The sequence below is a fragment of the Aliiglaciecola lipolytica E3 genome (assembly GCF_000314975.1).
GTDB classification, from domain to species: Bacteria; Pseudomonadota; Gammaproteobacteria; order Enterobacterales; family Alteromonadaceae; genus Aliiglaciecola; species Aliiglaciecola lipolytica.
Map to the genome: position 1 here is coordinate 166236 of NZ_BAEN01000076.1, position 26439 is coordinate 192674.

Below are 26439 nucleotides of genomic sequence, written 5' to 3' on the forward strand. Positions count from 1 at the left end.
CTGTAACTTATGGGATAGAAACCACTGCCGCCTTTCCTCTGCCGTTCTTTTCTGATGCAGCAGTGAGCTTACCGTGGTTCTGTAAAATCAAATGCACGTCTCCAAAACGACTCTCCTTGATGATGTAACCCATATCTTTTAATGCTTGTATGGTTGCTTCATCAATTCCGGGATGCACTCTGATAGTGTCTTTGGGCAATAACTGATGATGAAATCGTGGGCTATTCGCGGCTTCTTCAGCATCCATGTTAAATAACAAGGTGTTGAGTATCGATTGAGCAACCGATGAGATAATGGTAGTGCCACCGGGAGATCCAGTTACCAGTTTTACACTTTCATTTTCTAGTACTATGGTCGGAGTCATCGACGATAACATACGTTTATAGGGCGCGATTGCATTTGCTTCACCGCCAATGGCTCCAAAGTAATTGGGTACACCCGGTTTGGCGCTGAAATCATCCATTTCATCATTTAAAAGGAAGCCAGCGCCTTCAGCCACGACACCAGCGCCAAAACTTAAATTAATTGTCGTAGTGTTAGCCACTGCGTTGCCTGCACTATCTACAATAGAAAAATGCGTTGTATCTTCGCTTTCATAAAGGCCAGGCTGGATTTCATCAGTAGCAGATATTGCTGTTAAGTTAATATCTTGCGCTCGTGATTGAATATATTCTGGGATCATTAATTCCGTTTGTGGAACATCAATGAAATCAGGATCGCCTAAATACTCTGCTCGGTCAGCGAAAACGCGTTTCCCTGCTTCGGATACAAGATGTAGATAGGCTGTAGAATTTTGTTTAGGCAGTGGATTGCTTTGTATGACTGTTTCGATCATACCTAACCACTGGGCAACGGCAATGCCTCCTGAACTAGGAGGAGGCGCGGTAATTAAAGTGTAACCTCGCCAAGGAAATGTAATCGGTGTACGCCATTTGGCTTGATATGCTGCCAAGTCGTCCAAGGTGATGAGGCCACCTTCTTTTTGCATATAAGAAACAATGTGATTAGCGGTTTCACCTTTGTAAAAACCCTCTAACCCGAGATCACGGATACGTTCTAGGGTGGCTGCTAATTCCGGTTGTTTGAATAACGAGCCTGCCTGAGTGGCAGCGTCAAAATAGTCTTCAAAGTTACCATCAATACCATTTTGCTGTTTTCGCTCGATGTAGCGGCTAACTTTGCCGGCTAATTTTTCTGGAACCACAAAGCCTTTTTTAGCTAACCCTACAGCGGGTTGAACCAAGCGCTTCCATGGTAATTTGCCATATTTCTTATGGGCTTCCCACATCCCTGACACAGTGCCCGGCACGCCAGATGCCTTTGCACCAAATAAAGATTGAGTTGTGATGACATTCCCTTCATTGTCGAGATACATTTCTCGCGTAGCTGCTCCGGGTGCGACTTCACGATAATCTAAAAAGTCTGCTTGTTGATTAAAGTAGATAGTCATAAAACCACCACCACCAATATTTCCGGCTTCAGGGAAGGTTACTGCAAGTGAAAATTGAGCTGCAATGGCTGCATCCACCGCGTTACCACCTTCGGCAAGTACTGCAAGCGCCACATCGGCTGCAAACTTGTCCGGCATAGCAACGGCATATTCCTGTCTGGAATTTTTACTGATTGGTTGAGTGCAGGCGCTAAGCAGAACAACCCAAGATAACACTATCAATATGCGCATATATTTATCCAATCAAAAGTAAACTAGCAATAAAATAAGCAACCAGAGTTAAACCTCCAGCCACCAAAGCGTAAGGTAACTGAGTACGAACATGCTCAAGCAAATCACAGCCCGAAGCAATAGACGACACTGCCGTTGTATCTGAAATTGGCGAACAATGATCACCAAAAATGCCGCCTCCAAGAATGGCTGCAATTACCAGAGAGGGAGGTAATCCTAACTGCTGTATTAAAGGGACTCCAATTGGAATTAATATTGCGAAAGTCCCCCATGAAGTTCCGGTTGTGAAAGACATAATTCCGCCAGCAATAAATAGCATGGGCACCACAAAAACTAACGGTAGATACTCACCGACCATGCCAGCAACAAATACACCGGTTCCTAAAACTTTTAAGCTTGCTCCTAAGGTAAGAGAAAGCAACACTATCGTTACCAGCGGCAGCAGTTCTCCCATACCTCTAAAGCCTATCTCGACAGCTTGATGATGGGTGAATCGTTTGCCAGCTAATAGTAAAAAGTAAGCTACAACTGTGGCTAATACTGTGGCATATAAAACAGACTTACTGCCACTGCCTTCGGAAAGTACCCCATTACCGGTCCACAACATAAAGCCCACCATACTAAGTACCATGGTTAAAATGGGAACCACCATGTAACGGGCTTTTGTCGCTGGCGCAGCTGAAAGATTGTCGCCGCTTGATTCAAGCTGCTTTTCCGCTTTTGCCATCGGCCCATGTACTTTGTCGGCAAACACTGTATATGCAGCAATAATAAGGGTGATAATCGCATAAAAATTGAATGCCACAGTGCCCCACAAAATACTGGCTGACGATTGTTCTAGCTCGTATCCGTCTAATAGGCCAAGAACAAACGCTCCCCAGCCATTAAGCAGAATTAAAATACAAATTGGAGCGCTGGTACTGTCAATAAGATAGGCAAGTCGAGCCCTACTCATACCGAACTTATCAAATAAACCCCGAGCAAATATACCTGCTGTCAGCACACTTAAGTTGGATTCAATAAACACTACTATCCCGGTGAACATGGTAAGTCCACCCACCTGACGTCGATTATTGGCAATGCCCCGCTGTGTTAACCAATTGACGGTTGCAGTGACGCCACCTGAATCTCGTATGTAGGCTAATAGTGCGCCGACTAACACGCTGAATAATAAAATACGGGTGTTTCCCGGGCTGGTGGCCACACTCACTACTCTTTCAATCGAGGCGATTGGCGCAAGAATTACATCTTGACCAGCCGAAGTGAATAAAATAAGTGCTTCAGCACTTAATACTGCCATCAACAATGCCATGATGACTTCTTTCTTCCAGAAGACAATTATTATCGCGACCAATGGCGGTATGATGGAAACCCAGTCCATATATTATTCCCTATAGCATTTTGGTTATTGTTATGTGTATTGGATTGGTAGTTTTACGCAGATATATACTAACCAGGACACCCACCATAAACCAGACTCCATAAAAAGGGAATATTTACAGTCATACATGAGGTTCAGGTGTCGAATATGATGACAATTTGCTGTTTTAGTCGTCTTGGTTTTGGAGTGAAAATATCATCAAACTCTAATCAATCGTATATATTGCTCTATGAGTCTGATGATATTTAATGAAAAACGTGTTGCGTTTTACCAAATAGCCTACGTGCCTATGCAGTGGTGTTGATAGGTGGCGCAACTTTATTCATCAGCTCTACCGATTTCTGCACATCTTCTTTGGAATAGCCGCCAGATTCTAATTCTGTTAGCAAATCTTTTAACTGAGATGCAGTGTTTTGATCTTGCGTGTCATTGGCAATCTCTGACAACATTATTTTAAACGAGTCAAATTGTGACGCTTTTTCTGCATCTTTTTCGCCATATAAACCAATTTCACCTTCCATACTTGCCATCATTTGTGTCATTTTCTGATGTCGCTCTTCTATGGCTTTATTTTGTTCTTCTTGGCTCAAGTTGCCGTCACTATTTGCATCCATGTTACTGAACATGTCTGCCGATTTAGTGCTCTCAATACCTTGAGCTGTTAAGGCTTCCATAAACTCTGTGGCACTGACAGTTCCATCTTGATTGGTATCTGCAATATCAAATTGTTGTTGCGTTTTATCTTTTTCACGGGCAGCGGGATCAACACCTCCGCCTATCGACATAATACTCATTCAATTGCTCCGGTTGATTAACGTATGTTTTATACAAAGCAGGTTTGAGTCCAGTTAGTGTAAAGATAACGTAAAGTTGACAGATGCAAGCTTATCTATTTGAAAGTAATAAATTTATTGTGATTTTATGGATTGCAGAAGTGATCGAGTTATTTTTTAAAACGGCATAGAATTGCCTTGTGAAGGAAAGCCATAAGGCAGCGCAGGAAACAGGCTGCCTATACTCAGATTAATATGTTGGCTTCATTTTTATTTACTACCATTTATAGGTCATAGACAACATCATATTTCTAGGTCGACCTGGAAAGTAACGATCACCACCAAACTCCGTGTAATCGGCACGTTCTGCATAATTGCTGTCAGTTAAATTGTTAATGCGAGCCGACAAAACGATCGCTTCGGAGAAATGCATTATGCCACTTAGACTTAAAATGTTATGACCTTCATAGCGATGTATATTTTCCGGATCCGTAAAATAAGCTGCAACGTGTTGCCATTGTAATTCTATGCGGGAATCGGCGCTGATATCCCAGCCTAACCTCGTATTGGCAATGGTTTTTGGTGCGCTATCGATAAAATTTCCATTGATGTTTATATCGTTGAGAATTTGATTGTACGAATAAGTATGCTTGGCATAACTAGCAGCAACTTTCAAATCCCAGTGTTTAGCAAACTGATAGTGTAATTCTAGCTCAATACCCCTATGCTCAGATTCTCCATCATTAACATTAAAAAAGTCGCTGTCACGAAATATGAAATTATTCTTGTCCATATGATAGATTGAGAGCACATACTCTAGGTATTCAAGTTGACCCTTTAGGCCAATTTCTACATTGGTTACCGTTTCAGAATTTAAATCTGCAATCTCTTGCTCCCGTTGAAGGCGATAAAGTTCAGTGGCCTGAGGGGCTCTATAGCCGCGCGATATGTTTGCGTAAAGTTGCGTTTGGTCAGAATATTGGTAGAAAATTCCAAGTTTCGGTGAGGTGTTGCTATAACTATTCTCACCTGACGGTGGACGACTATAACGACAGCCACCAAAACCGCATGCAGTACCATCTTCTTTGCTTCGCCCACTGAGCATATTATTTGAATAGTTGTAGTGCATATATTCGTAGCGCATCCCTAAAGATATTAACCATCTATTGAGCTGCCACTCGAACACAATGAAAGGGGCATACAAAGTTACATCCACGTTATAATCATAGTGTTTACCAATCGGCACAGTTTCGGCAAGAAATGCAGAACCTTCAGTTTGGGAGTTTTGATATTGGCGCAAGCCCCCTTCGGTATATTCTGCATCTAAGCCTACATTTACGGTGGCACTATCGGAGGCGCTATGCTTCCATAAAGATTGCACTCCTATTCCTTGTTGATCATTTTCTTCAATGGGCGTTCCCGGTAAGAAATGCATTAAAAAGGTCATGTCCTGATCGCGTATGTAAGGAGTAATGGAAAACACGTTGTGTTCAGACAAATTCCAAAGCAGATTCGACCAGAGTCTAAATGAACTTGCATTTCTAAAGGCTTCAGGATTCTCGTTTCCTTGGGCTAATGTTGCGTTTTTATAACTTTCAAAACCGCTAATATATCCCGCCGTTTCCTGCGCCAAATCTGTGTAGGTAAGTCCGCTAGTTAAGCTATAACTTTTGCCATCAAAACGATGCCGTAAATTGACTTTTTCTTGATCAACACTTTCTTCAACGCGATATCCGGAATCGCGGGTAACACTAGCATTGACACCTATACCTGACTCTCCAAAATCAAACCCTTGGCGAAATTTGTAGCGATTGTAGCCATAAGATCCGTAATCTACGCCAAACTGGCCCGCATCTGTGCTAGTATCTGGCGTGATCACATTAATGACCCCGTGCACAGCATTTGAGCCATAAAATGCAGAACCAGGGCCTTTTAATACTTCGATGCTTTGCGCCATTTCACTATGCGCTTCAAACAATTCATTAATATTGCAAAATCCAGCAGCGCGTAGTGGTATGCCATCTTCCGCAGCAAGAATACCTCCGCAAGCACCAGCGCCTGATAAAACAGGAGAACGTAACGCAGGCAAATATTCTTGTCCGTTACCACGTTGAACGCCCGCTCCTGCAACTAAACTTAGTGCTTCTTCAATATGTGTCGAAGATAGCAATTCAAGCGTTTTTTCATCCACTGTACTAACCACATATGGCAAATCAGAAACATTTGAAGCAACTCTTTGGGCGGTAGTGGTTATTCGTTCAATTGAATGAGTGGATTGTTGAGCATACGTTGAAATAGAGAAAAACAACGGGGCCAAAGCAAGATAAATGCAGTTTGATGATTTTATAAATTTAGAGCAGAACAATTGAAATCCTTGTTTGGAATGCATGAATGAAGAGGCGTTTTTAATTAGATTATCTTTGTAAGTTAAGTATGCATGCTTCACGCGGCTAAAGCCACGCCTACAATTATTCTAGAGGAAAGATTCAAATATCCCGCCATGTTACTCGAAATTTTTCCGGGGGCGCAGCAGACCTAACCCCTGACATTGATTTATTAAGGAAAAAGCTGCAGACTGCCGCCGCTTAACTTGGTCTTTGGGAGTCTTGATGAACCGACAAATTAGTTTAGATATCTTTCGCGGAATAACTTTAGCGGCCATGCTATTGGTCAATAATCCCGGCTCTTGGTCCTTTGTCTACCCACCGCTTTTGCATGCAAAATGGCATGGGTTGACCCCGACAGATCTGATTTTTCCGTTTTTCTTATTTATCGTCGGGGCTGCAATGTTTCATTCGATGGGACGTTATCTACCCAAAGCAAACCAAGCTCTTCAGGTTCCTTGGCAGAAAATTGCGAAGCGCACCATCGTGTTATTTGCTATCGGCTTTTTACTAAATATTTTTCCATTCACCGGTGATCCGCAAAACTGGCGGATAATGGGTGTCTTACAACGTATAGCCATATGTTACGGCATAGCTGCGATATTAATTTGTGTGTTACACCAAAAACAACTTATCGCGGCATGTATTACCCTGCTTATCGGTTATTGGCTGATGCTGAATTTAGTAGAAAATCCGTATGGACTAGAAACTAATTTAGTTCGTCTAATCGATATTGAAGTTTTAGGTAGTGCGCACTTATATCAAGGTTTTGGCGTCGCGTTTGACCCTGAAGGGTTGCTAAGTTGCATTCCCGCTGTGGTGACTGTGCTGGCTGGATTTTTCACTAGTAAAATGTTGGCCAATGCCAAAACTGAACAGCAAAGAATGAAAACCTTATTGCTATGGAGCTTGGTTACTTTTGTCGTGTGTATCGCTTGGCAGTTCAGTTTTCCGGTAAATAAATCGTTGTGGACAAGCACCTACGTGTTGGCAACCAATGGATTTGCATGGCTTGCATTAGCGGTGATTATCTATTTGCATGATGTGAAAAAGCAGACCTTTGGCTTTGAGTGGGCTAAAATTTATGGTTCAAATCCACTTTTTATTTACGTTTTGTCTTGGTTGTTTGCCTCAACCATCTCCCTAATCAGTTGGACCAATGCTCAAGGACGTGAAATTAGTGTTCATGGTTTTTTGTATTCAGGATTAACAGAAATCATGTCACCTCGAAATGCCTCGTTGGTTTTCGCCATCGCATTTGTATTTTTATTTTATCTTTTATCGGCTTGGCTCTATAAGCGGAAAATATTCATAAAGATATAATCAAAGAGCAGTGATTTAACTCCACTATTCGTTATCCCTATTTCGTCTATCAAAAAGGATATTTTTGTTGGTAGGCGAATATATCTTTGCTACTGTACGGCGGTAAACATATCGATTATTAGCAGGGAAGCAATATGTGATAGATAGCCAACCCTCCGCTTAATAATAGCCATTCACCTCTGTTATCACGTTAAGGAGTATTTAATGAGAGGTTTAAAAGCGAGTGCTATAGCATGCGTTCTAGCATTATCAGGTTGCACCGCAACTACTACATTCAACTCAGTTCAGAATGATGTCAAAATCACCGTAGATAAATATCCAGAAGCTGCAATTTCAAGTACAGAACAGCATAAATATCCAACCACCAGTTTTGGTCAGTACGAATTCAAAGCGCACAAAGAAGGTACTGAACCAATGTATGGCTTGCTACCGTTGAAATTCAATGGCGGATATTTGGCCGCTGACATAATACTTTTTGCACCTGCGGCGTTTTTTAATCTACGTGAAGTATTTCCGTTTTACGAGTTTGATATTGATCAGCAAGTACTTCGTTACAAGAAAGAAGAATCTGATGCTTGGACAGAATATAAACCCAGTCGAGTGGAAATCGAAAGAGCGAAAGCATTTTTTGGTGAAAGCGAGTTACCACTAACCATTAGCCACTAAGGCCAATTCCTACGCTTTGTGGAATTGGCTGGTGGAGTCCCGCAATACTAAACTAGGTTGATAATGTTGGTGATTCAACGATTTGGCTGTACTTTGTTGCCTTTGTGCCACCACGTTTTGAATCAAAAATCGTGTAGCTTGGCGTGCAATTTCCCGAGTTGGCTGGGCTGCAGTGGTAAGCTTAGGAATCGTCTGTCTGGAGAATGGGCTATCCTCGAATCCAGCGATTGATAATTGGTTCGGAACTTCCACACCGCTTAATCTTGCTGCAAACAACGCACCTGCGGCAATTTCATCGTTACATGCAAAAATTGCTGTAGGAGGGTTGTCCAAACTTAATAATTTTTGCGCACCTTTTACCCCTGAATCAAATGAATACTGTCCTTCGACTATCCAATCTGGGTCAACTTCAAGATTATGTCGTTGCATCGCAGCCAAGTATCCTTGATAACGCTCAATTGTAGATTTATGGATTTGTTCACCACTGATAAAGCCAATTTTTTCATGGTTGAGTGAAATGAGGTGTTCGGTTATTTCATCTGAAGCTTCACGGTCATGGATGAGTACGCAAGGGCTGGTCAGGTTAGACTCATCAGAACCCGATACAATACGAATAAATTGTATGTCTAGATCTGCGAGTTGATCCATCATATCTGGACTTTCAGACAATGGCGGACAAATGATTAGTCCTGACAATTGTGAGCGTTTTACCATCTGACGAATTTCTTCGATCATACTCTCACTAACACTCTCGCAAGGGTGAATAAGCAATTCATAACCGCGTTCTTTGCATTCATCTAATATTCCATTTTGCATATCAATAACGTAATAAGCATTAGGGTTGTTATATATAAACCCTAATGAAAAGGCTTTTGAGCCTGCTAAATTACGAGCGGCATTGTTAGGATGATAGTTGAGTTGTTGAATCGCCTTTTTGACTTTTTCCAGCGTATCGGGTTTGACAGAACCTTCATTATTGATGACTCGAGAAACGGTTTTAAACGATACGCCAGCTAAATCTGCTACGTCTTTAATGGTTGTTTTCATTTTTATCCAAATTCTTCAGACACCTTATGTAGAGCGGTATCTTTTTGCCGAATAGTAGCATTTACACTTAGAATATCGTGTGTTTTTTCCACTTATTTGTAAATATTTTGTATTTTTTGATTGCGTTCTACATTTTCCTGTTGTAGTTTAAATGTCAAATGACAGCGCTGTCATAAATTATACGGAAATTTTTTGCAGCGGTCATTTTTTTGTTGGCACTAAATGACAGCGTTGTCATTTTATGATTTAATCATCCTAATCAACGCTGTGGCCATATAAAAAATACAAGAATGTTAGTTTTTTCTAAGCGAAACATACCAGGGTAAAAAGTAATGACACATATAAAAATAAACAAACTGACCAAGAGCATAAAAACTGCTTTGTTCATTGGTACTGCTGCTAGCAGTGGCATGTTATTCTCGAATTCAGCTACCGCTCAAGACGCCCAGCAACAAGGTGTAGAAGTTATTCAAATCTCTGGTATCCGCGCCAGTACAGCTCAAAACCTGAATAACAAGCGTTTCTCAGACAGCATCATTGATGCTATCAATGCTGAAGATATCGGTAAATTCCCAGATAAAAACGTCGCAGAATCTTTGCAACGTATTTCGGGTGTAACCATTCAACGCCAATTCGGTGAAGGTGCAGGCGTTTCAATTCGCGGCGCTGGTCTCGATTTGACCTTAACCACACTAAACGGCCAAAACGTAGCATCTACGGGCTGGTTTGTGTTAGAGCCAGCAAAACGTTCATTCAACTATGAATTATTGCCTTCTGAATTAGTGGGTAAACTAGAAGTTTACAAAAGTTCTCAAGCTGATTTAGCAGAAGGTGGTGTTGGTGGTACTGTCGTAGTAAATACTCGCAAGCCACTTGAATTAGACGCAATGACTTTCTACGGTTCTGTAGAAGGCCAATATCAAACAGATTCTGGTGAAACTGATCCACAATTATCAGGTATGTTTAGCTGGAAAGATGATGCTGAGCAGTTCGGTGTTATGGTTTCAGCTGTTATGCAAGAACGTTCTCTACAACGTCAAGGTAATGAAGCATTCTGGGAATGGGGTGCAGGTCCAGTTGGATTCACGCAAGAACGTCAAAGAAGCGCATTAACCGCTACATTGCAATATGCACCTTCGAGTAATCTAGACTTCGTACTTAATGCCATGAATATGGAAATGGAAGCGAACAACACAAACTATGCATTGTGGTTGACTCAAGCCGACTCCAGTTGGGGTACGGGTGAAACAACAGCTTGGATTGGTGGTAACGGCACAGGTGATACAATAGGTACGCAAGCTGCTGGTCCTTTAAATGTAGCTTATTATCAAGCTCGTCCTCGTGAAGCAACGATGAAATCTGACGTGCTTGATTTAACCATGAACTATAGCGGTGAAAATTACACCCTGAAGTTACAAGTAGGTGATACGTCATCTACCGGTGGTACCGATTTTGAAATGGTAGTGGATGATGGCACCGGCGGTACGCCGATTGACGGAACCTATGATTTTACTAATGGTGGACAAACTTGGAATATCAATAATTTTGATATGGCCACTTATGATCCAGGTACATTGGCGATGGGCACCGGGGCAGCATTTAATAAAACGCCTAAAACTGACGACGAAAGCTATATTCAGGCAGACATCGAGTTTGACGTTGATTACGGTCCAATTAGTGCAATCAAAACCGGTGTTAAATTCTCTGATCACAACACCACGAGCCGTCAATTTTTCTTCAACCAGTCAGATGACTTCGATAATGTCATTTCAACATCTGGTTTAAGCAATGGTACTTACGATGTGGGTGCAGGTGACTACCAAATTATTCAATTTGACGATAACGCACTTATAGATTGGGCTAAAGCTAGTATCACTGGCGAAACCGAAGATCTAGGCACCTACAGTGAAATTCAAGAAGATAACTTTGCAGCTTATGTCATGGCTAAGTTCTCTACTGATGGAATTCGCGGTAACTTTGGTGTGCGTTATGTATCTACTGATGCCACTTCTACTTATTATATTGATGATGTGAAATCACATACCGATGCTGACTATTCTGAGTTTTTGCCTAGTTTCAATATGGCAATGGATTTAAGTGAAGACTTAATCTTACGTTTCTCTGCGGCTCGCGCAATGTCTAGACCTCAGTATGTTGATATGTATGTAAATCCAAGCCCTATCGGGGTAAACGATGACACACCAAACAACCAGTTTTGGGTAATCGGCAACGTTGGCTTGAAACCGTTTGTATCTGATCAATTCGACTTAGGTTTAGAATGGTACTTTGATGAAAGCTCTTTGCTATCAGCAACTTGGTTCAAAAAAGATGTTAAAAACTTCGTAACTATTCAAGAGTACTCAGCAACAAACGCAGAAGTACCGTTTGCTGGAACATTGCGTCCTGATGAGCAAGGTTGGACTGTTCAAGAGAAGAGTAACGGTAAAGCCGCTGAAATTGAAGGTATTGAGTTCCAGTATCAACAAGACTTTGGAAACGGCTTTGGTAGCTTAATTAATTACACGTACACAGACGCCCAAGCCGATGAAGAAACCTTCACTGATGCAAACTCTGTATTGAGTGATAGCTCACGTCATTCGTATAACGTAACTGGCTACTATGAAACTGAGCAGTTCCAAGTGCGTATTTCTTATAACTGGCGTAGTGAGTACATGCTTCGCGAATCGGGTTCATACGGAAACCGTTTGCATGACGATTTTGGAAGTCTTGATATGAGTGCGGTGTATCACCTGACTGATAACATTGATTTGAAAATTGATGCAAACAACATCACCGAAGAATCATCTGTACAAACTGGTAACAATAATTACCAGACCAACTACAGTGGTTTCGCCCGTGACTTCCCGTTATATGAATACGAAATGGCTCGTCGCATCACAGTCGGTGCAAGCGTCAGATTCTAAGCTGACTTAATACCAAGCTAAGGGGGGAAATTCCCCCCTATCTTTCACCGCTTTAACTGTAATAATAATGGGGCTTGATCGGCTATCATGCCAATCTAGTTAATTAAAAAATCACTTTAGCCCTAATTTTAAACCCAGAGATGCAAAGATGAACAAACAAATAAGTCCGCTTTCCCCTGCAAAACATCGTGATATTTACATTCGCAGCAATGACAATTTCTTACAAGCAAGCGAAGATCAATTGATTCCACTTGTGGTACAAGAAGTGGTTGATGCAGCCACAGAATTCCCGGTTTTATTTGTTAAAAATTCTAGCACTGGCGAATTTACGCTAGTTGCCATGCTAGGTTTAAAAGCACAGCAAAATTTGTATTGTAGTGATGAATCAGAGCAACAATATGATGCTAATTATGCGCCTTTAGTGTTGCGCAATTATCCTTTTTATTTACAGCAATCTGCCGAACAACAGTTTGCAGTATGTATTGATGAATTAAGTCCGCTGGTCAATCACGACGAGGGACAAAAACTATTTAATGACAACGATGAACAGACAGATTTTTTAAAAAATAAAGCTGAATCTTTAATTAAATTTGTAGAACAGCAACACATTACCAAAGGCTTTATTCAGTTGCTGTTGGAACATGATCTGCTGCATCCTCAAAAACTAACCATTCGATTAAATGATAATGATCCGTTAACTATTGATGGGATCTACATGGTAGACCAACAACGTTTAGAAAATCTTGATGATAAGGTTTACGCTACTTTACGTAAAAATGGCGCACTGCAAATCATTCATGCTCATCTGATGTCGATGAAACAAGTTAATCGACTTACGCGCCGCTTATTAAAAAGCGCTAATAAGTAGAATTCGGTGGTTAGGCAAGTGAAAAGCAACACTCGAGTCATTAAACAAGTCGTCGTGTTAGGTGGCGGAACCGCTGGCTGGCTGAGCGCTTGTCATTTGGCGAAAAAACTGCTCCCTAACCATCCCGATGGTATTCGAGTGATGTTGGTAGATTCTCCTGACATTCCAACTGTTGGCGTGGGCGAAGGCACTGTGCCGGCAATTCGCGAAAGTTTGCAGTATTTAGGGATTTCAGAAACTGATTTACTGCAAACATGTGATGCTACCTTTAAACAAAGTATCCAATTCATTAATTGGCAACCTCCCATGGCTGATGGGAAAATGCATAGTTATCACCATGTTTTTGATTATCCTGCACCAGGATTTCAGCAGGATCTGCCTTATTGGGCATTAGGTCACGCCGGAGATAGCTCGTTCGCAGATAGCTTTTCCATTCAATCCAGTTTATGTGATGCTCAACTGGCTCCAAAACTGATTACCCAACCTGAATATCAGGGGACGTGTAATTACGCATATCATTTTGATGCAGGAAAGTTTGGTAAACTGCTCTGCGATCACGGTGTGAACAAATTAGGTGTTGAACATCGTCAGGCAAAAATTAGCCTTATAGAAACAGACGAACAGGGCAACATTAGCGCCCTAGTTACCGATAAAAATGAACGAATTTCCGGTGACTTTTTTGTGGACTGTAGTGGCTCACAATCTATTTTGCTGGGCAAAACGTTGCAGGTTCCTTTTGTTTCTAAAAAGCATATGTTGTTTACAGACACCGCGTTGGCGGTGCAAGTACCTTATTCAAAACCAACAGATGAAATTCCTAGTTGCACCTTAGCTACCGCGCAAACAGCAGGTTGGATTTGGGATATTGGTTTAACATCACGTCGTGGTGTAGGTCTGGTTTATTCATCAGCTCATCTAAGCGATAGTGAGGCTGAGCTACAACTGGCCGAGTACCTCAAAGGTACGAACGGACAGCGTGTTCAGGTAGAGCCGCGTAAGATTCCCATGCGCACTGGCTATCATCAAGAGTTCTGGAAAAACAACTGTGTTGCCATTGGTTTGTCACAAGGTTTTGTTGAACCGTTGGAAGCGACCGGTTTATTGTTGTTTGATATTAGTGCGCGCATGTTGGCGGAAAACTTTCCTTCACATCAAGAACTAATGCCTTTAGCCGCCAATAAATTTAATAAAAAGGTCCGTTTAGCATGGGACAAGGTATTAGATTTTATTAAATTACACTATTGCATCTCTCAACGGGAAGACAGCGACTTTTGGCAGGATCACCGCCAATCTTCTTCTATGTCTGAACAGTTGGCTGAAGATTTGGCCCGCTGGCAATGGCAATTACCCAACCAATATGACTTTACCGAAAGAGCCGCCATTTTTAATCTAGAAAACTATCTGTACGTGCTATACGGCATGAATTTTAAGACTGATTTGAGTCAGAGTGCCTACCGATTTGAACAAGTTAATGTAGCAAAAACAAATTTCCAGCGTTATGCAGATATGGCCGCCCAAGCAAAACAACAATTACCGGGGCATAGAGATCTGCTCGATCGCATTCAACGCTTCGGCTTACAACGAATATAATTGGTGAGAGTATAGATATGACAAATTCAGTACACACTCATCAACCTAAAAAACTACTGATTGTAGGCGGTGGCAGCGCGGGCTGGATAACAGCCTTATATTTGCACAAATATTTCAATCAGCAAGGGCAACATTTAGATATTAGTTTAATTGAATCAGATCACATTGGTCCTATAGGTGTCGGCGAAGCCACTGTGCATAGCATCCGTTTTTTGTTTGCGGCTCTGGGGTTAGATGAAGCTGAATTGATGCGCGATACAAATGCCACACTAAAATCTGGAATTCTATTTCGCAACTGGATGAAGCCTGTAAACGGAAAAACCCATGAGTACTTCCATCCTTTTGAACAACAGCGTCACTCAGGCAATTTAGATATTTCCAGTGAATGGATACTAGGTGAGCACTATTTGCATCAACGTTACGATCAAGGTACTTGTGCAAGCTCAGCTTTTCTTGAAGGCATGCAATGTCCCAAAGCGCCAATGAGTCATCCCTATCAAGGATTAGTACCTTACGGATATCATTTGGACGCGACTTTATTAGGCCAGTTTTTGCAAAAGAAAGGTCTTGAAGCAGGGATTAAACGTGTAGTAGATACAATCGAAGTTGTACATGTTGAAGATGGGGAAATATCCTCTGTTAGCTCGAAGTCTACTACCTATGAAGCTGATTTTTACATTGACTGTAGTGGTTTTCGTGGCAAGTTAATTGAAGCCTTAGCTGAAGATAATTGGATTTCTTTTGAAGATGAATTGCCGTGTAACAAGGCGGTGGCGATTCAACGTGAATATTTACCTGGTGAAGTGCCTAAACCTTACACCACCGCAACTGCATTGAGTCATGGTTGGGCGTGGCAAATTGATTTGGTGAATCGCCAAGGTACCGGCTATGTTTACGACGGCAAGCGACTTAGCAAAGACCAAGCAGAGCAAGAGTTGCGAGCGCTATTAGGCGATGCGGTAACCACCAAGGATGCACTGCATCTGGATATGAAAGTAGGCTGTCGCAAAGCGTTTTGGGTGGGGAACTGTTTGTCAGTCGGCCTCTCCGCAGGATTTATCGAACCACTTGAATCAACAGGTCTGCATTTGATTAATTTGGGGGCGCGACTTTTTGCCACGCATTTTACTGCAGGCCAATGCAATCAAACCATTAGAGATAGTTATAATCGTCAATTGAGCGGAATTTATGACGATTTAAAACAGTTTATTGTGTTGCATTACTGCCTTACTGATAGAGATGACAGCGCTTTTTGGCAGCAAGCTCAGCGCAGCGCCGACAACAATCCACAATTGACCGAAAAGTTACAAATCTGGAAACATAAGATTTGTGAATTCATGGACTTGGCGGGCGGCTTTACGACTACTTTTAGCGATGAAAATTATCGATACGTTCTGTACGGCATGCAACACTTTCCAAGTTTGCACGCGTGTATTGATAAACAACAGAATCACACACTCTTTTCACAATTAAAAAAACACAGCGATAACCTAATGCGCCAAAGCAGTTCGCATCAGGCATTTCTTGAAAGGTTGCATCAACGTCCGCTGTTTGAACGTCAGGAAACTAAAAATGAACGTTAACCTTCAATTTAGCCAATTATTCAGTGTTATATTTATGTCTTTCGTTTTGTTGGCAGGTTGTAACTCAGAAACAGAACAGCAAACAGAGGTCAATCCACAACAAGTTCTAGATAGTGCTGCTCAACAATTGCAGGTGAAAATTAAGGTAATCAGTAATATTGATGTAGAGGATTGCCCAAATCAGCAAGATCAGTGTTACTTAGCCAATATGACGTTGACCATACCAGAGAACATGCCTGAAAACTGGAAGATCTACTTCGGTAATTTGATTCCAGTACAATGGGAAGGCAGTGAAGAATTTGATATTCAACATGTAAACGGTGATTTGCATGTGATAACACCTCTAAGTGAGCAAATTAACCCCAATCAAGCTTATGTTATTCCGTTTAAAGGGGCGAATTGGTTAGTCTCTGAATCTGTCCTGTTTCCAAATTATATCCTTAGTGCTCAAGGGCTAGAACCCAGGGTGATTGAGTCGACTAGCGAAGAAATTAAACCCGGTATGCAACACGCCAGTGGCAAGCATGTCCTGCCGTTTGAAGCGCTCAATCAAACCCGCAGAGGTAAGCAAGATATTGTGCCTAGAGCAGACGCTAGTTGGCGCTTTGACAATAACCAAATGCTTACTAACAAACTTGAAAACGAACAATTAATAAAAACTGCCAATAACCATCGAGTCACTCCTCAGGTTAAGCAGGCAGAATGGTCTGGTGAGCGAATTAGCTTAGCAAGTGGACTTAATCTAGATACGATTCGTTCTGATTACGGGTTTACAGTGGCGCGCTTAGAGCAAATCGGGGTGAAAAGTGATACTAATGGCTTGGGAATCAATATAAATGTTGATTCAACACTGGCAAACGAGGCGTACGGATTAACCATTTCACCATTGGACGTCAGTATTCGTGCGGCAAATCAAATCGGCGTTTTTTACGCGTTAATCAGCCTATCGCAACTTTACGACGCTGAATCCAACTCATTACCAACCGGCACTATCTTTGATGAGCCTAGATATGATTTTCGTGGACTACATTTAGATCTAGCTCGCAACTTTCACAGCAAAGAATTATTGCTTAAATTACTCGATCAAATGGCTTACCTAAAGTTGAATAAGCTCCATCTGCATTTAGCCGATGATGAAGGCTGGCGCTTGGAAATACCAGGATTACCTGAACTGACTGAAGTAGGTTCAAAGCGTTGTTTAGATTGGCAAGAAATGACTTGTTTACAGCCGCAACTTGCTGCCGGTGTTGATCCCAACAGTGACGTAAATGGCTATCTGAGTCGTGGTGATTATATTGAGATTTTACGCTTAGCAGCATTACGTAATATTGAAGTTATTCCTGCATTAGATATGCCCGGCCATTCTCGTGCCGCCATTGTGGCAATGCATGCAAGGTATAAAAAGTTAATTAAGCAAGAACGTTCTGACGAGGCAAATCAATATCACCTGAGCGAACTTGAAGACACTAGTGAATATTCTTCAATTCAGTATTACAACGATAATACCCTTAATCCTTGTTTACCCAGCACCTACAACTTTGTGAGCAAAGTGCTGTCTGAAGTGCAATTAATGCATCAAGAAGCAGAAGTGCCTCTGCGACGCTATCACATTGGAGCAGATGAAACAGCTGGTGCATGGCAAGACTCACCCGCGTGTAAATTATTATTGGAGCAACAACCCGACATTACTTCTGTTGAAATGCTTGGCGCTTATTTTGTCGAAAGAGTGGCTAACATGGTGGAGCAAATGGATAGCGTCAATAAAGTGATTCCTGGTGCTTGGAGTGATGGTTTAGCTCATGCGCGTGTCGAAAAGTTACCCTCAAAGGTACAGGCTAATATTTGGGATACATTGTTTTGGGATGGCTTTAATCGCAGCAACACCATGGTAAATCAAGATTGGGATGTGGTGTTGTCACTGCCTGATGTACTGTATTTTGATTTTCCGTATGAAGCTGACCCGGTTGAGCCAGGCTATTACTGGGGGTCACGAGCTACAGATAGTTATCAGGTGTTTCAATTTATGCCAGATAATCTGCCTGTGCATGCAGAGCTTTGGTCAAATGTGATGGGGTCGCCGTATGAGTCAAAAGAACAGGTGACACTGGAAAAAGGCAAAAAAATCGTTGGCATTCAAGCACAGTTATGGAGTGAAACTGTCCGCTCTGATCATCAAGTCGCCTACATGTTATTTCCGCGTATGTATGCTTTTGCGGAACGAGCTTGGCATCAAGCTGATTGGGAAGAGCCATATCAGGCAGGACGTAGTTATTCTGTAGATACCCAACATTTTGACGCAAACCAACAAGCGCAACAGCAATTGGATTGGCAACGTTTTGCTCAGCACGTGAGTCAAAAGATGCTACCCCAACTGATTGAAGATGGGTTGATTCCCAGAGTGCCAATGCCCGGTGCAGAAATTGTATCTGGTAAGCTCAATTTAAACTCCGCCTTTCCTAGTTTGTTACTGGAATACAAGGTAGCAGAAGGAAATTGGCAACGTTATACGCAACCAACTGAGATAGGTTCGATAGTAACGGTAAGAGCGCGTATTGAAGGTACGCAGGTTAGTAGTCGCGAACAAGTGTTGGAACGCTAAGTATGAGCGTATATTTATTACAATTTTTCAGACAATCAAAATGTGATGTTTGGGCTCGCAGCCATGCGAATTTGAGTACCACAAGAAATGTCAGTAAACAATTCAATTTAGTTGATATGAGGAAATGAAATTGCCTAATCAGACCTACTTTCTGGGCATCGACGGCGGTGGCAGTAAGTGTAAAGCGCGCTTAGAAGATGCGCAGGGGAATTTGCTCGCAGAAAGTATTGCCGGCCCAGCGAATCCGGTGCGAGATCGTCAATTGGCTTTGTCATCGATTCAACAAGCGAGCCAAGAAGCGATCGAGTTAGCCGGGTTGCCAGCAAGTACATTGGCGCAGACCTACGCAGGAATTGGTTTGGCCGGTTTAAACTTGCCTTACTACAAAAACACGATGCAAGAATGGCAGCACCCTTTTGCTGGACTGGCGTTAAGTACTGATTTACATATTGCTTGTTTAGGTGCGCACAATAGTGATTCGGGTGCCATTGTTATCGTCGGTACCGGAAGCTCAGCAATTGTGTGTAAAGACGCAGAGCAATTTGAATACGGTGGTCATGGATTTTTACTAGGTGACAAAGGCAGCGGAGCTTGGTTCGGATTGCAAACAGTCCGTTGGGCATTGGAGAGTTTTGATGGAATTAAACCGTCAAGTCCGTTTATTGAAGCCGTATGTCGATTTTTTGGATGCACGGACGCTGCACCACTGGTTGAAAAGCACTTGGCGTCAAGCCCAGCTGAGTTTGCCAAATTAGCGCCGTTGGTTTTTGAATACGCAGAACAGCAAGACCCGGTAGCGGCAGCGATTGTGCAAGAAGGAGCCGCTTATTTAAGTGCATTAGCTCAACAACTACTTAGTCATAAACCACAACGGTTAGCGTTTATTGGTGGACTAGCCCACAAGATTCAACCTTGGTTGGATGAAGATATCCAACATTCATTACGGGCACCATTTCAATCCCCAGAGTCTGGGGCAATTATTTTAGCAAGAAAACAATTTCAAGTTTTGGAGAAAGCGTTGTGACCACAACAATCATGGCTAGAGAAGCAGCATCAACACCACAGGTAATCGCCAAACAATTGCAAAGCAATCAAGCGCAATGTGAGCGATTGGGTGAAGAAATTCGAAAATTTAATCCTGCATTTGTGTATATCATTGGTCGTGGCTCTTCAGATCATGCTGGCGTATTTGGTAAATATTTAATCGAAACAGAATTAGGTGTACCTGTCTGCGCCGCTGCCCCTTCAGTAACAGGCTTATTCGGCAAAAAACTGAAACTTTCAAATGCTTTGGTATTGTGCATTTCTCAATCTGGTCGCAGCCCTGACATTCTTACTCAGGCAAAAGCGGCGCGTGAATCTGGTGCAATTTGCGTGGCATTAGTGAACGACACTAGCTCTCCATTAGCGGAATTGGCAGATGTGGTTTTGCCATTGCAAGCAGGCGAAGAAAAAGCAGTTGCTGCAACAAAGAGCTATTTGGCTACCTTAAGTGCGTTGTTACAACTAGTTGCCCACTGGGCACAAAACGAAGAATTTCAACAAGCGTTAACTAAATTACCCGAACAACTTCAGCAAGCTGTCGAAGCACCAGCTCAATTGACGCAAGAATTTATTTCACCTTTACGACATTGTGTTGTTTTAGGACGTAGTTTCGGCTACGCCATCAGTCGAGAGATTGCGCTGAAATTAAAAGAAGTGTGTGGTATTCAAGCAGAGTCTTTTAGTAGTGCCGAGTTTTTACACGGACCAGTCACCTTAGTTGCGAATAAGCTTGGTGTCATTGATATTGATTTGAACGATGAGTCTGCGAAAGCGCATCGTGATCAAATACGTGAAATAGCGAGTCGCGGAGCAATATTGAGTCAGATTTGCCCAGTAGGTACTGATTTACATCCACGTACAGCGCCATTAACCGTATTGCAGCGTTTTTATTTAGATATCGAGAATATCGCGGTGGCGATGGGGCGTGATCCTGACTCGCCAGTGGGTTTAAATAAAGTTACTCAGACGGTGTAAGGGCTAGTGATGACTTACTATCACGCTCAGCGCCTATTTAACGGGGAGCATATTCTAGATAACGTGAGATTGGGTGTTGAAAACGGCAAAATTTGCACGCTTGAGTCTCATCCTCAATCTACAGATATCCCCCTCAATGGTTTAGTCAGTGCAGGCTTTATTGATACGCAAGTGAATGGCGGTGGTGGAGTGCTGTTTAATCAGCAACCCACTTTGGATGCGTTACGACAAATGCGCCAGGCGCACAGCTTGTTTGGCACTACCGCAATGTTACCAACACTTATCACTGATAATTTAGATTGCATGCAGCAGGCGGCTAACGCTATTGCAGAAGCAATCCGTATCAACGAGCCGGGAATTTTAGGTGTTCACTTTGAAGGTCCACACCTGAGTATTCCTAAACGTGGTATTCATTCTAGTGATGAGATAAGACCATTATCTGATGAAGAAATGCAGGTTTTTTGCCGTCAGGATTTAGGTAAAGTGATGGTGACAGTCGCGCCAGAAAACGTCACGCCCGCGCAAATTAGCGAATTGGTGAGTTGTGGTGTGTTTGTCGCGCTTGGACACTCAAACGCAGATATCGATACTGTGCTTAAAGCAATTGATGCAGGAGCATCAGGTTTCACTCATTTATTCAATGCGATGTCTGGTTTAACTGGACGAAATCCGGGTATGGTCGCAGCGGCGTTACACGAACAACGCGTGACTTGTGGGTTAATCGCAGACGAGTTGCATGTGCACCCATATAATTGTCGTTTAGCCTTTCAATGCAAAGGCTGGCAAAAACTGATGTTAGTGACTGACGCTATGGCTCATGTGGGCGCAGAGGTTAATACATTGCCTTGGTTAGATACTCACATTATTCGTGATGGCGACAAACTCACCTTACCCGATGGCACGTTAGCCGGTTCTGCGTTGGATATGGCGACTGCAGTACGTAATGTTCATAAAAATATGGGGATTGCACTAGAGCCGACATTAAATATGGCAAGTTTAACGCCGGCTGAATTTCTGGGGTGCTCACAAATGGGGCGATTAGCTGTAGGCAATGCCGCAGATTTTGTACTTTTAGATGAACATTTTGTCTCTCAAGGCTGCTGGATAGGCGGTGTTCAAGTGGCTTCTAGTTCGACTAAAAAATAATAATAAGGAACGATAATGCAAAGCTCAACAACTTCAATGCCGACAACCGCAAGTACGAGCAGTATTGTGCCCATGGTCATTATTGGCACGCTGTTTTTTATATTTGGGTTCATCACTTGGCTAAATGGTGCTTTGATACCATTTTTGCAAATTGTCTGCGATCTTACTGAAACTCAAGCGTTGCTTATCGCGTTTAGCTTTTACATCGCCTACGTTGTAATGGCGCTTCCCATGGCTTGGGTTTTAGAAAAAACCGGCTTCAAGCATGCAATGGTACTTGGTTTAGTGCTGATTGCTGCGGGATGTTTGTTGTTTATCCCAGCAGCGCAAAGCCAAATGTTTGCATTATTTCTGGTTGCCCAATTTGTGGTGGGAAGCGGGTTGACTATTTTGCAAACTGCGTCCAATCCTTATGTGGTTAAAGTTGGTCCACATAAAACTGCGGCTGTACGTATTTCTATTATGGGACTTCTCAATAAAGGCGCGGGTGTGCTGGCTCCGATGATATTCACCGCAATGGTGTTGGGAGATTTTGAAGGTGTTAACGCGCAATCCATAGCTTTGTTGTCAGAAGATGCACGAGTTGAACAGATTAACGCTCTAGCCGATGGCTTAATTATGCCGTATCTGTGGATGGCGGTTGCCTTGATTGTGCTTGCGGTACTGTTAAAGTTTTCAGCTCTGCCAGAGCTCGACCTAAGTGAAGATAGAGATAGTGACGACGTTGCTGATACCAGCGGTCTTGCTTCTCAGGTTAAAAGCTCTATTACCCAATTTCCGCAGTTAATTTTAGGTGTGATTACGCTGTTTTTCTATGTGGGTGTTGAAGTTATTGCTGGAGACACCATCGGCTTATTTGGTTCTAAGTTGGCAGTAGAAAATGCCACATCTTTAACGTCATACACCATGGTATTTATGGTCATTGGCTATGTCATGGGTCTGTTGTTTATTCCCAGAGTAATTAGCCAACAACAAGCACTATTTGGTTCTGCTGTGCTAGGCGTGGTTTTTTCGATTTTAATTGTCTTGTCAGATCCGCTCAATACAAGTATTTCGGCTGTATTATGGGGCTGGATGGGAATTCCATTGTTGCCAGATACGATTACTTATATCGCACTTTTAGGTTTCGCTAACGCCTTGGTTTGGCCTGCTGTTTGGCCTCTCGCATTAGCTGGATTGGGTGTCTTTACCGCCAGAGGTTCAGCGCTGCTGATTATGGGGATTGCTGGCGGTGCGGTATTGCCGTTAGTCTACGGATTAATTTCCGATGCATTTGATGGGCAATCAGCCTACTGGATGATGATACCGTGTTATTTGTTTATTTTGTTTTACGCCATTAAAGGACACAAAATGCGTAATTGGTAGTAGCCATGCAAGGCGTAAATATAGGTTATAATGATAAGTGGAATTCATATTTGTTCAGGTAGACTCAAAATGAAAAAGCAAATGCACTCGCTTATACCTATTTTTACGCTATTGTTGGCAATGCTTTTTTGCCCGCCAATATTAGCAGAAACCGTTTGGATTGATGTACGTAGCGAAGCTGAATACAAACTTGATAATATTGCAGGTGATATGCGTATTACCCACACAGATATTGTTGAACAGGTGAGTAAGCAGTATCCGGATAAAAATACAGAAATCCATTTGTACTGCCGCAGTGGTGGGCGGGCCGGAAAGGCCCAAGAAGCACTTCAACAAGCTGGTTACAATAACGTCAAAAATGCAGGTGGCATTGATGACGCACGCGAAGAACGCAGTATTGTTGATAAATAGCTAAAATATCAAATAATCTAATTGAATGACCTGCTCATTCATCTCTTTGTGCGTTTCTATTCGATCACGACTACTTGATCATTCAGACTAATTCGACCTGAATTTAATGCGATTAAATTTTGCCCAAACAACACCTCGCCTTTGCTATTGCGCCGGTAGCTTTTTAAAGTATTTAAGGGTTCTCTGTCGGCATTTCTTTTGCCAGTCGCAGGATCAATTGTGGTGAATATACAACGTGAACACAGCTTCATAGCTTCAAATTCCACCTCGCCTATGCGAATTCTTTTCCAGTTATCTTCAGCGAACGCTTCACAATTATCGACCACCAGGTTAGGTCGAAATTGCGCCATACTAGCGTGGGATGCTAAACGCGAATTAAGTTCGTTAAGGCTTGGATTAGAAATTAAAAGGAATGGGTAACTGTCGGCAAATGATACCTGACTTTGGCTATTTTTGACTTGTCTCTCGGAACGCTCTCCAAAATACATGAGTTTGCAGGGTTTCCCTATATAACGACTAAACCACTGATCGTATTCTGCATTGCAGTATTGCGCATCAATAGTGTCATTCCAGACCTGAACATTTTGATAGTTTGCAGCAAAGTCCTGATAACGAATAATCAATTCAGGCATGTCAGGAGCGTTTAAACAAAGACCATTATCATTCACTTGGATTTGAATAATACAAAGTTTGCTATCGGTCCTAGCCGTGATGAATTTGCCGTTTTCGTGGGTTAATACAAAGCGGCGATCAAATTCTAAACCCTTTTGTTCAACCAAACTTGATGTAAGCGAAATCCCTCCGCATGACTTAATTGGGTAAATGTTAATTTGACTTAATTTTAACTGCGACATGATTTTGATTTTCTCTTACGCTGAAAATGTTATAGCTTTGACCGAAATTTTTATACGGGCATAGGTAAACAAATCGTTATCATTTGGTTAACGTTAATAATTAACCAACCGAGAACGGAAGTATTATGAATAACCTTAAACGCCTTATAAGTGTGTCTGCCATCAATCTAAGTTTGTTATTTACTGCCCAAGCTACTTCCCATGAGCTCGGCTTGCAAGTGTTTAGTTTACGACATCAATTTGCCGAAGATCCAGCCAAAACACTTGATCAAATCCAAGAGTGGGGATTACATGCTGTAGAAGGAGGTCGTGATTTATATGGTTATACGGTTGAAGAATTTAGAGCTGAATTAGATAAACGTGATATTGATATAGTAAGTGCCGACACCAGTTTTGAAGAATTGCGAGATAACCCGATGGCTGCGGTCTATCGCGCAAAGTTTTATGGTGCTAGTTATACCACTTTTTACTGGGTTCCTCATGGTGAAACCTTTACCTTTGAAGATGCTAAAAAGACCGTGGAAGTGATGAACTCAGCAGGAGAATTATTGAAAAAGCATGGTGTGACATTGCAATATCATGCTCATGGTTACGAGTATTTAGAGTATAAAAATGAAACCTTATTTGATTACATCATACAAAATGTAGAGCATGCGAAGTTTCAAATGGATGTGTTTTGGACAAAACACGGTGGCATGGATCCGACCAAACTGCTGCAGAAGTACCCAGGTAAGTTTACTTCACTACACTTAAAAGATCGTAAAAAAGGTACGCCTAATTCTTCAAAAGGTTCAGCAGATCGCGATACCAATGTTGTGTTAGGACAAGGTGATGTGGGAATCGCAGACGTCGTAGCGGAAGCCAAAAAGCAAGGCATTCGTTATTTCTTTTTGGAAGATGAGTCATCTCGCGTAGTAAGTCAGATTCCAAAGAGTTTGTCTTACTTAAAATCATTGGAAAAATACTAAGTAAAAAAATAGCGCACTATAATTAATATACTTGATGTAAATAGAGTTACTAAGTCACACCAATATTATTATATTGCGCTAGGTTTCAAAAAATTGTTGTGACTTTGATTTGCCTTAATTTGATCGCGCATCTTTGACGGATGGAAACCAAAAAATTGTTTAAATTGCTTGGTAAAATAACTGTGGTCACTGAATCCACATTTATAAGCCACTTCCGAAATAGGCGCGTCGGTTTCTACCAACATGATTCTGGCATTTTCCAATCGTACTTCGTTAATAATTCGTGCGGGCGTTTTCGCGAGTTGTTTTTTAAAGCGTCTTTCAAGCGCACTCACCGATAGATGCGATAATTCTGCAAGCTCGTTTAGTGAAATTGCTCGGTGATAGTTGTTTCGAATAAATTCTAGTGGAACACGGATACTTTCAAAGTTAGCCAGTGCTTGTGATGACTTTTGGAAATGTCGAGTAATACCGTAAGAACCAATTATTTCAGCGTTTTTGTTTCTTAAGGGACGCTTTGATGTGGAAAACCAACCTAATTCGCCATTCTTAGAGATATTCATCTCCAAACGAGAGGTAATTAATTCACCCTGTAAAAGTTTACGGTCATCCGTGATGTATTGCAGAGCCAAATGTGGCGCAAAAAGTTCTTTGTCGGTTTTACCATAAACTTGACTCTTTTGATGAAAACCTGAATGTTCAAGGTAGGCATTATTTGCATATACAAGCCTGCTATCACGATCTTTGATCCAAAATAAGATGTCAGGCGTCAGCTCAAAAACATCGACAAGTTGCTTAATTTCAAGCTCTCCCATCGATTCGATCCAGAATTGTGACATACCCACCTCGAATGACGC

Annotated in this window: 20 protein-coding genes; 13 read left to right on the forward strand and 7 right to left on the reverse strand. The window is 42.0% G+C overall.

The features are described 5' to 3' along the window. Positions 1-7 precede the first annotated feature (7 nt). From ggt to GLIP_RS19300, 4 genes are all read right to left on the reverse strand, one after another. Positions 8-1681: a gamma-glutamyltransferase gene (gene ggt / locus GLIP_RS19285; RefSeq protein ID WP_008846386.1), complete on the reverse strand. Its 1674-nt coding sequence runs from the start codon at positions 1679-1681 to the stop codon at positions 8-10. 4 nt (positions 1682-1685) lie between these two features. Continuing rightward, the gene (locus tag GLIP_RS19290) at positions 1686-3062 is read right to left on the reverse strand and encodes a Na+/H+ antiporter NhaC family protein (RefSeq protein ID WP_008846387.1); all 1377 of its coding nucleotides are present in this window, start codon (positions 3060-3062) and stop codon (positions 1686-1688) included. Between the two features lie 287 nt (positions 3063-3349). Beyond that, the gene (locus tag GLIP_RS19295) at positions 3350-3856 is read right to left on the reverse strand and encodes an EF-hand domain-containing protein (RefSeq protein WP_008846388.1); all 507 of its coding nucleotides are present in this window, start codon (positions 3854-3856) and stop codon (positions 3350-3352) included. 256 nt (positions 3857-4112) lie between these two features. Continuing rightward, complete coding sequence (locus GLIP_RS19300; protein ID WP_052155034.1) at positions 4113-6164, reverse strand: TonB-dependent receptor; 2052 nt, start codon at positions 6162-6164, stop codon at positions 4113-4115. 280 nt (positions 6165-6444) lie between these two features. Between GLIP_RS19300 and GLIP_RS19305 the strand changes: the two genes are divergently transcribed. Then, entirely contained in the window at positions 6445-7542 is a 1098-nt protein-coding gene (locus GLIP_RS19305) for an acyltransferase family protein (protein ID WP_008846390.1), read from the forward strand. Positions 7543-7746: 204 nt separating this feature from the next. Further along, a complete protein-coding gene (locus GLIP_RS19310) occupies positions 7747-8208 on the forward strand; it encodes a hypothetical protein (RefSeq protein WP_008846391.1) in 462 nt (153 codons plus the stop codon). Positions 8209-8217: 9 nt separating this feature from the next. Here the strand turns inward: GLIP_RS19310 and GLIP_RS19315 are convergent, their stop codons facing one another. Then, positions 8218-9255 carry a LacI family DNA-binding transcriptional regulator gene (locus tag GLIP_RS19315; protein WP_008846392.1) on the reverse strand — a complete coding sequence of 346 codons (1038 nt, stop codon included), beginning with the start codon at positions 9253-9255 and terminating at the stop codon, positions 8218-8220. Positions 9256-9587: 332 nt separating this feature from the next. Between GLIP_RS19315 and GLIP_RS19320 the strand changes: the two genes are divergently transcribed. From GLIP_RS19320 to GLIP_RS19365, 10 genes are all read left to right on the forward strand, one after another. Continuing rightward, positions 9588-12179, forward strand: a complete 2592-nt coding sequence (locus tag GLIP_RS19320; protein ID WP_008846393.1) for a TonB-dependent receptor — start codon at positions 9588-9590, stop codon at positions 12177-12179. A gap of 148 nt (positions 12180-12327) precedes the next feature. After that, on the forward strand, positions 12328-13047 hold the full coding sequence (locus GLIP_RS19325; protein WP_008846394.1) for a SapC family protein: 720 nt from the start codon (positions 12328-12330) through the stop codon (positions 13045-13047). Between the two features lie 18 nt (positions 13048-13065). Next, complete coding sequence (locus GLIP_RS19330; protein ID WP_008846395.1) at positions 13066-14637, forward strand: tryptophan halogenase family protein; 1572 nt, start codon at positions 13066-13068, stop codon at positions 14635-14637. Positions 14638-14654: 17 nt separating this feature from the next. Next, positions 14655-16220, forward strand: coding sequence for a tryptophan halogenase family protein (locus tag GLIP_RS19335; RefSeq protein ID WP_008846396.1), 1566 nt, complete (start codon positions 14655-14657; stop codon positions 16218-16220). Continuing rightward, the gene (locus tag GLIP_RS19340; protein ID WP_008846397.1) at positions 16210-18819 is read left to right on the forward strand and encodes a family 20 glycosylhydrolase; all 2610 of its coding nucleotides are present in this window, start codon (positions 16210-16212) and stop codon (positions 18817-18819) included. The genes GLIP_RS19335 and GLIP_RS19340 overlap by 11 nt, the downstream gene beginning before the upstream one ends. 130 nt (positions 18820-18949) lie before the next feature. Continuing rightward, positions 18950-19843 carry a BadF/BadG/BcrA/BcrD ATPase family protein gene (locus tag GLIP_RS19345; protein WP_008846398.1) on the forward strand — a complete coding sequence of 298 codons (894 nt, stop codon included), beginning with the start codon at positions 18950-18952 and terminating at the stop codon, positions 19841-19843. Continuing rightward, complete coding sequence (gene nagB-II, locus GLIP_RS19350; protein WP_008846399.1) at positions 19840-20838, forward strand: glucosamine-6-phosphate deaminase NagB-II; 999 nt, start codon at positions 19840-19842, stop codon at positions 20836-20838. The genes GLIP_RS19345 and nagB-II overlap by 4 nt, the downstream gene beginning before the upstream one ends. Before the next feature lie 9 nt (positions 20839-20847). Continuing rightward, a complete protein-coding gene (gene nagA / locus GLIP_RS19355) occupies positions 20848-21984 on the forward strand; it encodes an N-acetylglucosamine-6-phosphate deacetylase (protein ID WP_008846400.1) in 1137 nt (378 codons plus the stop codon). Positions 21985-21999: 15 nt separating this feature from the next. After that, positions 22000-23349 carry a sugar MFS transporter gene (locus GLIP_RS19360; protein WP_008846401.1) on the forward strand — a complete coding sequence of 450 codons (1350 nt, stop codon included), beginning with the start codon at positions 22000-22002 and terminating at the stop codon, positions 23347-23349. A 69-nt stretch (positions 23350-23418) separates the two neighbouring features. After that, positions 23419-23760, forward strand: coding sequence for a rhodanese-like domain-containing protein (locus tag GLIP_RS19365; protein WP_008846402.1), 342 nt, complete (start codon positions 23419-23421; stop codon positions 23758-23760). Positions 23761-23816: 56 nt separating this feature from the next. Here the strand turns inward: GLIP_RS19365 and GLIP_RS19370 are convergent, their stop codons facing one another. After that, on the reverse strand, positions 23817-24614 hold the full coding sequence (locus tag GLIP_RS19370) for an MOSC domain-containing protein (RefSeq protein ID WP_008846403.1): 798 nt from the start codon (positions 24612-24614) through the stop codon (positions 23817-23819). A gap of 125 nt (positions 24615-24739) precedes the next feature. Here GLIP_RS19370 and GLIP_RS19375 point away from each other — a divergent pair, with 125 nt between their 5' ends. After that, positions 24740-25582: a sugar phosphate isomerase/epimerase family protein gene (locus tag GLIP_RS19375; RefSeq protein WP_008846404.1), complete on the forward strand. Its 843-nt coding sequence runs from the start codon at positions 24740-24742 to the stop codon at positions 25580-25582. 68 nt (positions 25583-25650) lie between these two features. Here GLIP_RS19375 and GLIP_RS19380 read toward each other — a convergent pair whose 3' ends face one another. Continuing rightward, positions 25651-26421 carry a helix-turn-helix domain-containing protein gene (locus GLIP_RS19380; RefSeq protein ID WP_052155022.1) on the reverse strand — a complete coding sequence of 257 codons (771 nt, stop codon included), beginning with the start codon at positions 26419-26421 and terminating at the stop codon, positions 25651-25653. Positions 26422-26439 lie beyond the last annotated feature (18 nt).